Raw genomic sequence first — 12,935 nt, forward strand, 5'->3', positions numbered from 1 at the left:
GCGGCGCCGGCCGGATTGAGCCCGGTCCGCAGATGCTGGCCGGCGCGCGAGGCCGCGTGCAGCGTCTTGTACGTGGCCCGTTCGGCGTCCGTGCCAAGCTCCCGGAAGGAGCGGAGCACCTTGAGTCCAACGGCGACGACGACGGCGATCGCGGCCGCGATCACGGCGATGGCGGCGGCGGTGAACAGGGGAGAGTCGGGCATGGGCCCAGCGTATCGCGGCACCCGCCGGGCGGGGGCCGAAGGGTCGCCGAACCGTGCTGGAGGCACCGCTGACCGCAGCATCCCGACCGCTGAGCGACGCAGGGCCGGGCGGACATGGATGTTGGCCGCGTCACGGGAGACAGTGATTGTAGTCACATTGGCCGGAGGGCTGTTCGGAGCAGGCCAAGGCAGCCGGTGTGGACGCAAAAGTCTCAATGAGGAGGAACGATGGGTCACGAAGCCCAAGAAACGGACGCCACGGCGGCCGTGGACTTCAAGGAAGTCCAGTCGACGCCGCGGTTCCAGGAACTGCGCAAGCGTCACCGCAGCTTTGTCTTTCCGATGGCCATTGCATTCCTGCTCTGGTACTTCGCTTACGTCCTGCTGGCCGACTACGCGGTGGGATTCATGTCCACCAAGGTCTGGGGCAACATCAACGTCGGCCTGATTATGGGCCTGCTTCAGTTCGTGACCACGTTCGCCATCACCGGCTGGTACGTCAGCTACTCCAACCGGAAGCTGGACCCCATCGCGGCGGAGATCCGCAACGAAATCGAAGGCCATGAGTTTGATAGGGACGGCAACATCCTGAGTGGAGTGACCAAATGATCGGGATTGCCACGGCTGTAGACGTCGCCGACCTGAAAGAAACCACGCTGCTTAACATGGGCATCTTTGGCCTGTTCGTTGCTGTGACCATGGTCATTGTGCTGCGGGCCAGCCGCAACAACAAAACCGCCGCTGACTACTACGCGGCCGGCCGTTCCTTTACCGGCTCGCAGAACGGCACGGCCATCGCCGGCGACTACCTCTCCGCGGCCTCGTTCCTGGGCATCACCGGTGCCATTGCCATCAATGGCTATGACGGCTTTATGTACTCCATCGGCTTCCTCGTGGCCTGGCTTGTCGCCCTGCTGCTCGTCGCCGAACTGCTCCGCAACACCGGCAAGTTCACCATGGCCGATGTCCTCTCCTTCCGGCTCAAGCAGGGCCCCGTCCGCATCGCTGCGGCCATTTCCACGCTGGCTGTCTGCTTCTTCTACCTCCTGGCGCAGATGGCCGGAGCCGGCAGCCTCATTTCACTGCTGCTGGGCATCAGCGACTGGGGCGGACAGGCACTGGTGATCATCGTCGTCGGCGTCCTGATGATCACGTACGTCCTGATCGGCGGCATGAAGGGCACCACCTGGGTCCAGATCATCAAGGCAATTCTGCTGATCGCCGGCGCGGCCGTGATGACTTTCTGGGTCCTGGCAATCTACGGCTTCAACCTCTCCAGCCTGCTCGGTGCAGCCGTGGAGACTTCCAACAACCCGGCGGTTCTGAACCCGGGCCTGCAGTACGGCAAGACCGAGACCTCCAAGCTGGACTTTATGTCCCTGGGCCTCGCCCTGGTCCTGGGAACGGCTGCCCTGCCCCACGTCCTGATGCGCTTCTACACCGTGCCCACCGCCAAGGAAGCCCGCAAGTCTGTGGTGTGGTCCATCTGGCTGATCGGCCTCTTCTACCTGTTCACCCTGGTCCTCGGCTACGGTGCGGCGGCCCTCGTCGGTGCGGAAACCATCAAGGGCGCACCGGGCGGCGTCAACTCCGCAGCTCCGCTGCTCGCCTTCCACCTCGGTGGCCCGCTGCTGCTGGGCTTCATTTCCGCCGTGGCCTTCGCCACCATCCTGGCAGTGGTGGCCGGCCTGACCATCACCGCCGCGGCGTCCTTCGCCCACGACATCTACGCCAGCGTCATCTCCAAGGGCAAGGCCGACGCCGACACGGAGGTCAAGGTGGCGCGGCGCACCGTGGTGGTCATCGGCGTGATGGCCATCTTGGGCGGCATCTTCGCCAACGGCCAGAACGTGGCCTTCCTGGTGGCTCTGGCCTTCGCCGTCGCGGCGTCGGCCAACCTGCCCACCATCGTTTACTCGCTGTTCTGGCGGCGGTTCACCACCCAGGGCGCGGTCTGGAGCATGTACGGCGGCCTGGGTTCGGCCATCATCCTGATCATCTTCTCGCCGGTGGTATCGGGCGGGGCGACCTCCATGATCAAGGACGCCAACTTCGCCTTCTTCCCGTTGAGCAACCCCGGCATTGTGTCCATCCCGCTGGCGTTCCTGCTCGGCTGGCTCGGAACGGTGTTGGACAAGAAGCGCGAGGACACCGCCAAGCAGGCCGAGATGGAAGTTCGCTCCCTGACCGGTGTGGGTGCGGAGAAAGCCGTGGACCACTGATAGATGACTGAGTCAGAGAGCCCCTGTGCCGCATGGCATAGGGGCTCTCCGACGTTCCAGCCGCAGGCAACGCTCAGCCGCAGGCGACGCTGAGCCGGCGGGGACGTTCAAAAGGCGGTGGCGTCAGCGCTGATGGTGGCCCGCCGGCATGGCCGGACCGCCGTGCTGACCATGCGGCACCGCAAACTGGCCCGCTGTGGAAGCGGCGAGTCCCGGCGTCGCGATTCCGGCCACCAGCACGGCACCGGCGAAAGCGGTGAGCAGCGAGGAGCAGGGCCGCTCCTCAGCCGCCGGAGACGACCGCCAGGGCTGGCTGCCAGACGGAGCCGGACACTCCCGGCTCCGCAAGGAGGCTTGAGGAAACGGCGAGGTTCACTGAGCCGGCTATGTCCCGGCCAGACTGCGGGATCCCGGATGGGATCCTCGTAGAAGCAATTCGGACCATGTCCCCGTGCGGATGGGGTGCGGGCTTGGGTGGTGCGGCGCTAGGCCTGGGGCTTGAGCTTGATGTTGATCATTTTCAGCTCGTCGGTGCCTTCGAAGCGGTAGACGAGGTCGATCTTCTTGTCGCCGTCGCAGGTGATGAGGCCGGCGACGTCGGCCGCCTTGGTGCCGTTCTCGGTGCTGGCCTTGACCTCGTTGTAGGCAGTCTTGCAGGTGCTGTCCATCTCCAGGGTCTTGATGCCGGCGATGAAGTCCTCCTTGGTCAGCTGCTCATGGAGGGCGGGGTCAAGATAGTCGTCGTAGGCCTTGGAACTGTCGCCGGCAATCACCAGCTTGGTGAAGCTGTCAGCCAGGCCCCGGGCATGGTTGGTGGCTCCGTTGACAATGTTGACCAGGATGAGGACACCGACGACCGCCAGCAGCAGGACACCGCCCACAACGCCGAGGATGGTCCACAGCTTCCGGCGGCTTTGCGCCGGGGGCTCTTGTCCGGGCAGGCCGAATGGCCCCTCGGACGAGTATTGCCCGGGTGCACCGTACTGTGGCGGGTTGCCGGGCAGCGGTGGCGCGCCAAGCTCCCCGGGGTTCCTGGGCTGCCCCGTTGGTTGCGCGGGCTGCCCCGTTGGTTGCGCGGGCCAGGCCGCCGGCTGGACCGGCTGGTACGGTCCCTGAGGATTGCTCACGATGGAGCCTTTCCGGCAACGCACTGGCACTGCCTTATTGTTGGGACCCGCTGAACGGCACCCGTGGATTCACCTTGGAACAGCCTATAACCCAGCCCGCCGGGGCTGGGTATCGGGGCGGTAATAAGGGCTGCTGGCCCTAAGCGTCTCCGGATCCCCGCTCGAGCAGCGGCTGGATGCGGAACGGGATGAGTTCGCTCATGGCCAGTGCGGTGTCCGTCCTGTCCACTCCATCGCACGCCAGGATTTTCCCGTTGATCCGGAAGAGGTCCTCGGCGTCCAGGGCCACTACCCGGAGCAGGAGGTCAGCAGAGCCGGTGAGGCCGTAGCCTTCCAGGATTTCCGGAATGCCGGCGAGGTCATGGGCCAGCTGTCCCAGTTTCTGCTGCTGGACGTGGACGGAAATGAATGCCATGAGCGGATAGCCCAGGGATGCCGGATTGATACGCCGTTCGAAGGACAGGAAGACGTGCTTCTTCTCCAGCTGGGCCATGCGCGCCTGGACGGTGTTCCGGGAGAGCCCCAGCTTCTGGGCCAACGCCACCACGGTCCGCCGGGGGTCGCGGGCAAGGGCCGAGAGCAGCCGTGTGTCTGTGCCATCCAAAGCTTGCATAATGCGCAACGTTAGCACGGTCAGGGCGGTGCAAACAGGGCATTATGCGCAGTATCCGCCGCGGTGGTTGTACCCATTGAGCATTGTGAGTAGGGTCACAATTATCCGGGGCAACGGCGCCCGGGCGGCCGGCGGCGGGCGGGACCACAAGTCCCCAGGCTCCGGTCAAACGACGTGAGAAGGTTGCGTGCCATCGTGTCTACAGCAAGGAACCTGATCCAGCTGGTTACCCCGGCAGGGGAGCGGATCAGCCACCCGGAGTTCGATCCCTGGGTGAAGGACATCGGGGATGAGCAGTTGTGTTCCCTCTACGAGGACCTGACGGTCATCCGGCGGATCGATGTTGAGGCCACCGCCCTCCAGCGTCAGGGCGAGCTCGGCCTTTGGCCCCCGTTGCTGGGGCAGGAGGCGGCGCAGGTCGGTTCCGGCAGGGCCCTGCGCGAGGACGACTTTGTCTTCTCCAGCTACCGGGAAAACGGTGTGGCGTACTGCCGCGGCGTGGACCTGACGGACATCACGCGGGTGTGGCGTGGCACGGCCTCCTCCGGCTGGGATCCGTACACCGTGAATATGGCCACCCCGCAGATCATCATCGGCGCGCAGACCCTGCATGCCACCGGTTACGCCATGGGCATCCAGAACGACGGCGCGGACTCGGTGGCGGTGACATACTTCGGCGACGGTGCCACCAGCGAAGGCGACGTCAACGAGGCCATGGTCTTTGCCGCCAGCTTCCAGGCGCCCGTGGTCTTCTTCTGCTCGAACAACCACTGGGCAATTTCGGAGCCCGTGCGGTTGCAGTCCCACATCCAGATCGCGGACCGGGCCACCGGATTCGGCATTCCGAGCCTCCGGGTGGACGGCAATGATGTGCTGGCCGTGATGGCAGCCACGCGCGTGGCATTGGACCGTGCCCGGCACGGCGGCGGACCCACCTTCATCGAAGCGGTCACCTACCGCATGGGACCGCACACCACCGCCGACGATCCCACCCGCTACCGTGACGCCAATGAACTGGAGGACTGGGCTGCGAAGGACCCCATCCTGCGGGTCAAGGCACTGCTGGAACGCAAAGGACTCCTCACGGATCAGGTCCAACAGCACGTTCACGACAAGGCAGAGTCAGTCGCCCGCGAACTCCGTTCGGGCTGCATCGGCATGCCGGATCCGGAGCCGATGGACATCTTCAAGCACGTGTACAGCGAGCCCAACTCGTGGCTGGACCGGCAGCAGGACCACTACGCCCGTTACCTGGCTTCCTTCGGCGATCCCGCGGGAGCCACCTCAGAAGAAGGTGCACGCTGATGACCCAGATGACCTTTGCCCGCGCCATCAATTCCGGCCTGCGCAAATCCCTCGAAAACGATCCAAAAGTCATCCTCATGGGCGAGGACATCGGTACCCTCGGCGGTGTTTTCCGGGTGACCGACGGCCTCCAGAAGGATTTCGGCACCCACCGTGTGGTGGACACCCCGCTGGCCGAGTCGGCCATCATGGGCACCGCCGTCGGCCTCGCCTACCGCGGTTACCGCCCGGTGGTGGAGATCCAGTTCGACGGCTTTATCTACCCTGCCTTCGACCAGATCGTGAGCCAGGTGGCAAAGCTGCACTACCGCACCCAGGGGGCCGTGAAGATGCCCATCACCATCCGCGTCCCGTTCGGAGGCGGCATCGGCTCACCCGAGCACCACTCGGAGTCGCCAGAGGCGTACTTCACGCATACCTCGGGGCTTCGCGTGGTCAGCGTCTCCAACCCGCAGGATGCCCACACCGTGATCCAGCAGGCCATCCTGTCCGATGACCCGGTACTGTACTTCGAACCCAAGCGCCGCTACCACGACAAGGGTGAAGTGGATGAGGGCATCGATCCGCGCACCGCGCTGCCCATGGACTCCGCCCGCGTTGTCACCGAGGGCACGGACGTGACGCTCGTGGCCTACGGGCCGTTGGTGAAGACGGCCAAGGACGCAGCAACCGCGGCCGCCGACGAAGGCATCTCCATCGAGGTCATTGACCTGCGCTCGCTGGCACCCGTGGACTACGCCACCGTTGAAGCATCTGTCCGGAAAACAGGCAGGCTGGTGGTCACCCATGAAGCCGGCCAGTCCGGTGGCCTGGGCGCCGAAGTTGCGGCCAGCATTACCGAGCGGTGCTTCTACCACCTCGAAACCGCCCCCGTCCGTATCACCGGGTTCGATATTCCCTACCCGTACTCCAAGCTCGAAATGCACCATCTGCCCGGCCTGGACCGGATCCTCGACGGCGTGGACCGCGCCCTCGGACGCCCGAACTCCCTCAGCGGGTTGGAAGGATGAGCGCCGCCATGATCAAGGAATTCAGGCTCCCGGACCTCGGCGAAGGCCTCACGGAATCAGAAATCCTCAGCTGGAAGGTGGCAGTGGGGGACACGGTGACGCTGAACCAGGTCATCGCCGAGGTGGAAACCGCAAAGGCCGTAGTGGAGCTGCCGTCACCGTTCGCGGGCGTGATCACTGCGCTGCATGAAGAGCCGGGAACAATCGTGGAGGTGGGCAAGCCGATTGTCTCCTTCGAAGTAGCGGACGACGGCGGCGCCTCACCTTCAGGGGCTGCGCCCGCCGGGGCGGCCACTGCTGCAGCGGGGACCGCGAAACGCGAGCCGAACCTGGTTGGGTACGGCGCCGTCGTCGAAAGCTCAGGCCGTCCCGCCCGCCGGGCCCGCACGTTCGCCACCCCGGCGGTTGAGCCTGTTCGCGGCCCCGTGGTTGAGCCTGTCAGGACCGAAACCCCGGTGGTTGAGCCTGTCGACACCGACACCGCGGAGCGTCCCCGCTCCACCCCGCCGGTCCGGAAGCTGGCCAAGGACCTCGGCGTCGAGCTGGCCGCGGTCGCGGGCACCGGAGCCGGCGGCCTGATCACGCGGGAGGATGTCCAGAATTTTGTTGGCGGCGGCGAATTGTCCGCACCGGTACGCCATCTTTCCGCCGTATCCGGTTCGGATTCCCCCACTGGACTGGCGCCACAGGGTGGGCGGGAAGTCCGGACTCCCATCAAGGGTGTCCGCAAGTTCACGGCCGCCGCGATGGTGGCAAGTGCGTTCACGGCTCCCCACGCGACGGAATTCCTCACGGTGGATGTCACGCCCACCATGGACCTGCTGGCCAAGCTGAAGACGAGCCGGGCCTTTTCCGGCTACAAGCTCACGCCGCTGACGATGGTGGCGAAGGCTGTGCTGATCGCGCTGCGGCGGAACCCGTCGCTGAACTCGCGGTGGGAGGAAGCCAGCCAGGAGATCGTGCAGTTCAACTACGTGAACCTGGGCATCGCCGCCGCAACTCCGCGCGGGCTCACCGTACCGAACATCAAGGACGCGGATACCCTGTCGCTGCTGGAACTCTCCGCAGCCCTGACCGGGCTGACCGAGACGGCACGGGCCGGCAAGACCGCGCCGGCAGACCTGTCCGGCGGTACCATCTCCATCACGAATATCGGGGTCTTCGGCATCGATGCGGGTACTCCCATCCTGAACCCCGGCGAGGCTGCCATCCTGGCCATGGGGGCAGTGCGGAAAATGCCGTGGGAATTCCAGGATGAGGTGGCCCTGCGCCAGGTCATGACGCTGAGCCTGTCCTTTGACCATCGCCTGGTGGACGGGGAGCAGGGTTCGAGGTTCCTCGCCGACGTTGGCGCCATCCTGGCCGAACCCGGCATGGTGCTCACGATGGTCTAACCCACGAGTTTTTGTCCAGATAATCCGGGTTTCGGGCGGTTGAACCCGCTTTATCTGGACAAAAACTCCAGGGCTGTCCCGGTCAGGGGGCTTGGGGAACGTTCACCGTGAGTGCAGCCAGCGCCATGCTTTCGAGAAGCGGCCGGGCCGTTTTGGGCGCGATTTTCCGTCCGTGGTTCCGCACCGAGTGTGGTGTGGAGTTGATCAGGCCGAACGTAGCGTGCGCCCGCATCCGCAGTTCGACGGCGTCGGTGCCCGGATGCAGCAGCGCCAGGACCTCCACCCAAATCTCCACGTAGTTCCGCTGCAGTGCCCGTACCTCGGACTGGTCCTTCTGGCTGAGGTTGCTGAAATCCCGGTCCTGCACCCGGATCACGTCGGGCTTGCCAAGGGCAAACTCCACTTGGAACCCCACCAGCCTGCGGAGCGCTGCGAGCGGGTCCGTAGTCTCGGCAATGACGCGCCGGCCGCCGTCGAGCAGCTCGCGGCTGACGGTAAGCAGCAGGTCTCCCAACACCGCCTGCTTGCCCTGGAAGTGGCGATAGACGGCCGGGCCGCTGACACCCGCTGCTGCGCCCAGGTCTTCCAGCGATACCCGGTTGAATCCGTGCAGGGCGAAGAGCCCCGCGGCGGCGGCAAGCAGCGCCTGGCGGCGGTTCTCCTTCGCCTGGCTGCGGGGAGTTCCGGGAGTTGCGGGGGCTGCCGCGGCCGCGGGTGTTCCTGGGGCTGCCGGCGTCGCCGAAGCGGCCTGCGCTGCCGAAACGGGTCGTATTGCCGCGTTCGGATGCTCAGACTGGGCCGGTGCGGACGGCTTGACCGGTCGGGTGGTGGGCACGCTTTTCCTCCTAGGAACAGCCGATTCTAGCAATGTCCTGTTGTGTTGGACATCACAGTTAATAAAGACTAACCTGAATTCCAGTTATAAAGCATTAACCGAGCTGGCTCTTACGGCTCTCGCCGGAGCCCTGGTGGCTTTCAATAGATGACGAACGGATGCAGTCGATGGAGACTCTCGCCAGCCGGCTTGATGCCGCAAGTGAAGCGTTTGCTGCAAACAACGCTGCCCAGCTCGCGCTGGCCGCCGAGCTCCGGACCAGGCTGGCTGAGGCCGCGTTGGGCGGGCCGGAGAAGTCGAGGGAGCGCCATGTGGGGCGCGGGAAGCTGCTGCCCCGGGAGCGCATTGACCGGCTGCTGGATGATGGCAGCCCGTTCCTGGAGATCGCGCCGCTGGCAGCCAACGGCATGTACAACAACGACTCGCCGGGAGCCGGGGTTATTGCCGGCATCGGCCTGGTCCACGGCCGCCAGGTGCTGGTGATCTCCAACGATGCCACCGTCAAGGGCGGCACCTACTACCCGATGACCGTGAAGAAGCACCTCCGCGCCCAGGAGATAGCGCTGGAGAACCGGCTGCCGTGCATCTATCTGGTGGATTCGGGCGGGGCATTCCTCCCGAAGCAGGACGAAGTTTTTCCCGACAAGGAGCATTTCGGCCGGATCTTCTTCAACCAGGCGAAGATGTCTGCCGCGAAGATCCCGCAGATCGCCTCGGTGATGGGCTCCTGCACGGCAGGCGGCGCTTACGTTCCGGCGATGAGCGATGAGACGGTGATCGTGCGGAACCAGGGCACTATCTTCCTGGGCGGTCCGCCGCTGGTGAAGGCTGCCATCGGGGAGATCGTCACGGCGGAGGAACTGGGCGGCGGTGACGTGCACTCGAAGATCTCCGGTGTCACCGACCACCTGGCGGAGAACGATGAGCATGCCCTGCAGATCGTCCGGGACATCGTCTCCACACTGCCGAGGCCGGCTGCCCCTGCCTGGGATGTGGACACCGTCGTCGAGCCCCTCGCGGATCCGGCGGAGTTGTACGGCGCCGTCCCGACGGACGTCAACGCGCAGTACGACGTCCACGAGGTCATTGCCCGGCTGGTGGACGGCAGCAGGTTCCACGAGTTCAAGAAGGAGTACGGCACCACCCTGGTCACGGGTTTTGCCAGACTGCACGGGCACCCGGTGGGGATCGTGGCCAACAACGGCGTGCTCTTCAGCGAGTCCTCGCTCAAGGGCGCGCACTTCATCGAACTCTGCGACCAGCGCGGCATTCCGCTAATTTTCCTGCAGAACATTTCCGGGTTCATGGTGGGCAGGGATTCCGAGCAGGGTGGCATTGCCAAGAACGGCGCCAAGATGGTCACCGCCGTCGCCACCGCCCGGGTGCCGAAGCTGACCGTCGTCATTGGCGGGTCCTTCGGCGCCGGCAACTACTCCATGTGCGGGCGGGCGTACTCGCCGCGCTTCCTGTGGATGTGGCCGGCAAGCCGCATCTCGGTGATGGGAGGGAACCAAGCATCCGGCGTTCTCGCAACCGTCAAGCGTGATCAGTACGAGGCCCGTGGCGAGGAATGGTCCGCAGAGGATGAGGAAGCCTTCAAGGCCCCGATCAAACAGCAGTACGAGGACCAGGGCAGCCCGTACTATTCCACCGCCCGCCTCTGGGACGACGGCGTGATCGACCCCGCGGATACCCGCACCGTCCTGGGGCTGGCGCTCGACGTCGTCTCCCGCACCCCCCTGCCGGAGACCTCCTTCGGCCTTTTCCGGATGTGAGCCAGCCATGACCGTTTCCATGCCCGCCGTTCCGTCCGCAATCCGGCAGAAGCCGCTGTTCAGCACCGTGCTCGTCGCCAACCGCGGGGAGATCGCCTGCCGCGTCATCCGCACACTGCGTGCCCTGGGCATCCGCTCCGTAGCCGTCTATTCCGACGCCGACGCCGGGGCCCGCCACGTTCGCGAGGCTGACACCGCCGTGCGGATCGGCCCTGCCGCTGCTGCAGAAAGCTACCTGAAGATTGAGGCGATCCTCCAGGCCTGCCGCGAGACGGGCGCCGAGGCCGTGCACCCCGGCTACGGCTTCCTCAGCGAGAACGTCGATTTTGCCCGCGCCCTCGAAGCCGCCGGCATCACCTTCATCGGCCCCGGCGTTGAGTCCCTGAACGTCATGGGCGACAAGATCCGCTCCAAGAACCACGTGGCCGGCTACGGAGTCCCCGTAGTGCCGGGCATCGCCGAACCGGGCATGACTGACGCGCAACTCATGGAGGCCGCGCCCGCCGTCGGGTTCCCGCTCCTGATCAAGCCGTCAGCGGGCGGCGGCGGCAAGGGCATGCACATCGTGGAGCGCCCCGAGGACCTCGAAGCCACGCTGGCCACCGCCCGCCGCGTCGCCGCGAGCGCCTTCGGCGACGACACCCTTTTCCTTGAACGGCTGGTCCGCACGCCGCGGCACATCGAGGTCCAGGTTCTGGCGGACAACCACGGCAACGTGATCCATCTGGGGGAGCGGGAATGCTCGCTGCAGCGCCGCCACCAAAAGGTGATTGAGGAAGCGCCGTCGCCGCTGCTGGAGTCATTGCACGACGGCGGGGCCACCCGGGCCCGGATCGGCGAAGCCGCCTGCCAGGCGGCCCGCAGCGTCCACTACAGCGGCGCGGGAACTGTGGAGTTCCTGGTCTCCGACGAGGCCCCTGACGAGTTCTTCTTTATGGAGATGAATACCCGCCTCCAGGTGGAGCACCCGGTGACCGAAATGGTCACCGGCGTTGACCTGGTCGAATGGCAGGTCCGCATCGCCGCCGGTGAGGAACTGACCGTCCGCCAGGCCGACGTCGAACTCAACGGGCACGCCGCCGAAGCCCGCGTCTACGCGGAAATCCCGGAGCGGAACTTCATGCCGTCCACCGGGACCGTGCTCCTGCTGGACGAAATGCCCCATCACGGAGCCGGCATGATCCGCGTGGATTCGGCCCTGCTTGAGGGGCTCGAGATCTCCTCCAGCTACGATCCGATGATCTCCAAGGTCATCGCGTGGGGCCCGGATCGCACCGTTGCCCTGGATACCTTGGACGCGGCACTCGCCGGCTACACAGCCCTTGGCATCGACACGAATGTTGAGTACCTGAGGCTGCTGATCAACGACGCCGACGTCCGCGCCGGGCATCTGGACACCGGCCTGATCGAGCGCAAGATGCCAGACTTCGCCTTCCGGCGGATTGACGACGCCGAACTGGTCGCGGCCGCCCTGTACGCCGTTTTGAACGGGGAACCGGGCAGCGCGGTGACACCCTCCGGTCCGTGGCAGGCCGGCAACGGCTGGCGGATCGGCGCGCCGGCACCCCGGCGGATCAGCCTGGGAATGCCCGACGGCGGCATCGCAACGGTGAGTGTGACGGGCCGCGTGTCGGCCGGCCCGGTCCAGGTCTGCGTCGGTGAAGGGCCCTGGCGGACGGCCTCGCTGCGACTGCCGGGCGGCGGGAGCCTGGTCCTGACCCTCGACGGCGAAACCACGGAGTATTCCCTGGCCCCGGTGACGTGGGGTTCCGGCAGCCCGGATCCGGACAACCTGCCCGCAGGAGTTCCCACGGAACTGTTCCTCGGCAACGGAGGCTGGTCCTGCCGGCTGGAGGCGCTGACGCGGGAGTCTCGGCTTGTCCGGGTGCTCGCCGCCGTCGAGCGCGAGGAAGGCACCGCGGACCCGGAGGTGCGCTCGCCCATGCCCGGCACGGTGGTATCCGTTGCGGTCAGCAACGGCGACACCGTGGAAGCCGGCCAGGTCCTACTCTCCGTGGAAGCCATGAAGATGGAACACCAGCTCGTGGCAGAGGTGGCCGGCACGGTCCACATCAGCATCAAGGCCGGTCAGCCGGTCAAAGCGGACCAGGTGCTGGCCACCATCCACCCGTCAACCACCGATCCAGACGCAGATTCACTTCAGGATTCCAACACGGAGTCGAACACGGAGTCGAACAAGGACTCCAACAAGGAGTCCGACAACACAGGCAAGGGAGCCTAGCCATGGCAGATTTTGAGCTCAGTGAGGAATACCAGGACCTCAGCGACACCGTCCGGGATTTCGCGGACAACGTGGTGGCGCCGGTCTCGGCCAAGCACGATGAGGAGCACAGCTTCCCGTACGAGGTGGTGTCCCAGATGGCGGACATGGGCCTGTTCGGGCTGCCGTTCCCGGAAGAGCACGGCGGGATGGGAGGGGACTACTTCGCT

At 65.7% G+C, this 12,935-nt stretch carries 12 protein-coding genes and 1 pseudogene; 9 read left to right on the plus strand and 4 right to left on the minus strand.

Annotated elements, in window-relative coordinates:
• Positions 1-203: pseudogene (locus V6M49_RS11545) on the minus strand (sensor histidine kinase); the annotation flags it as partial.
• Between the two features lie 228 nt (positions 204-431).
• Between V6M49_RS11545 and V6M49_RS11550 the strand changes: the two are divergent.
• The 3 genes from V6M49_RS11550 to V6M49_RS11560 all read left to right on the plus strand — a co-directional run bounded on the left by V6M49_RS11550 (position 432) and on the right by V6M49_RS11560 (position 2,783).
• Positions 432-812, plus strand: a complete 381-nt coding sequence (locus V6M49_RS11550) for a DUF485 domain-containing protein (protein ID WP_332761196.1) — start codon at positions 432-434, stop codon at positions 810-812.
• Positions 809-2,425, plus strand: a complete 1,617-nt coding sequence (locus V6M49_RS11555) for a solute symporter family protein (protein ID WP_141139977.1) — start codon at positions 809-811, stop codon at positions 2,423-2,425. Before V6M49_RS11550 ends, V6M49_RS11555 begins: the two co-directional genes overlap by 4 nt.
• Before the next feature lie 196 nt (positions 2,426-2,621).
• Entirely contained in the window at positions 2,622-2,783 is a 162-nt protein-coding gene (locus V6M49_RS11560; RefSeq protein WP_332761204.1) for a hypothetical protein, read from the plus strand.
• A 127-nt stretch (positions 2,784-2,910) separates the two neighbouring features.
• Here the strand turns inward: V6M49_RS11560 and V6M49_RS11565 are convergent, their stop codons facing one another.
• Positions 2,911-3,552: a hypothetical protein gene (locus V6M49_RS11565; RefSeq protein WP_332761197.1), complete on the minus strand. Its 642-nt coding sequence runs from the start codon at positions 3,550-3,552 to the stop codon at positions 2,911-2,913.
• Positions 3,553-3,691: 139 nt separating this feature from the next.
• Positions 3,692-4,165, minus strand: coding sequence for an Lrp/AsnC family transcriptional regulator (locus V6M49_RS11570; RefSeq protein WP_058929526.1), 474 nt, complete (start codon positions 4,163-4,165; stop codon positions 3,692-3,694).
• Positions 4,166-4,360: 195 nt separating this feature from the next.
• Here V6M49_RS11570 and pdhA point away from each other — a divergent pair, with 195 nt between their 5' ends.
• Genes pdhA through V6M49_RS11585 form a run of 3 tightly spaced genes read left to right on the plus strand, consistent with a single transcriptional unit; the run spans position 4,361 to position 7,874 of the window.
• Complete coding sequence (gene pdhA / locus V6M49_RS11575; protein WP_332761198.1) at positions 4,361-5,470, plus strand: pyruvate dehydrogenase (acetyl-transferring) E1 component subunit alpha; 1,110 nt, start codon at positions 4,361-4,363, stop codon at positions 5,468-5,470.
• Positions 5,470-6,480 (plus strand): alpha-ketoacid dehydrogenase subunit beta, encoded by a 1,011-nt coding sequence (locus V6M49_RS11580; RefSeq protein ID WP_058929524.1) that lies wholly within the window; start codon positions 5,470-5,472, stop codon positions 6,478-6,480. The genes pdhA and V6M49_RS11580 overlap by 1 nt, the downstream gene beginning before the upstream one ends.
• An 8-nt stretch (positions 6,481-6,488) precedes the next feature.
• Complete coding sequence (locus V6M49_RS11585; RefSeq protein WP_332761199.1) at positions 6,489-7,874, plus strand: dihydrolipoamide acetyltransferase family protein; 1,386 nt, start codon at positions 6,489-6,491, stop codon at positions 7,872-7,874.
• Between the two features lie 82 nt (positions 7,875-7,956).
• Here V6M49_RS11585 and V6M49_RS11590 read toward each other — a convergent pair whose 3' ends face one another.
• Positions 7,957-8,709 carry an SACE_7040 family transcriptional regulator gene (locus V6M49_RS11590; protein WP_442959718.1) on the minus strand — a complete coding sequence of 251 codons (753 nt, stop codon included), beginning with the start codon at positions 8,707-8,709 and terminating at the stop codon, positions 7,957-7,959.
• A gap of 167 nt (positions 8,710-8,876) precedes the next feature.
• Here V6M49_RS11590 and V6M49_RS11595 point away from each other — a divergent pair, with 167 nt between their 5' ends.
• The 3 genes from V6M49_RS11595 to V6M49_RS11605 all read left to right on the plus strand — a co-directional run.
• The gene (locus V6M49_RS11595) at positions 8,877-10,484 is read left to right on the plus strand and encodes a carboxyl transferase domain-containing protein (RefSeq protein WP_332761200.1); all 1,608 of its coding nucleotides are present in this window, start codon (positions 8,877-8,879) and stop codon (positions 10,482-10,484) included.
• Positions 10,485-10,491: 7 nt separating this feature from the next.
• Entirely contained in the window at positions 10,492-12,726 is a 2,235-nt protein-coding gene (locus V6M49_RS11600) for an ATP-binding protein (protein ID WP_332761201.1), read from the plus strand.
• Between the two features lie 2 nt (positions 12,727-12,728).
• Positions 12,729-12,935, plus strand: a 207-nt coding sequence (locus tag V6M49_RS11605; RefSeq protein ID WP_332761202.1) for an acyl-CoA dehydrogenase family protein, incomplete at its 3' end; no start/stop codon positions are given.

Source organism: Pseudarthrobacter sp. (assembly GCF_036675385.1).
In the GTDB taxonomy this organism is placed as follows: domain Bacteria; phylum Actinomycetota; class Actinomycetes; order Actinomycetales; family Micrococcaceae; genus Arthrobacter.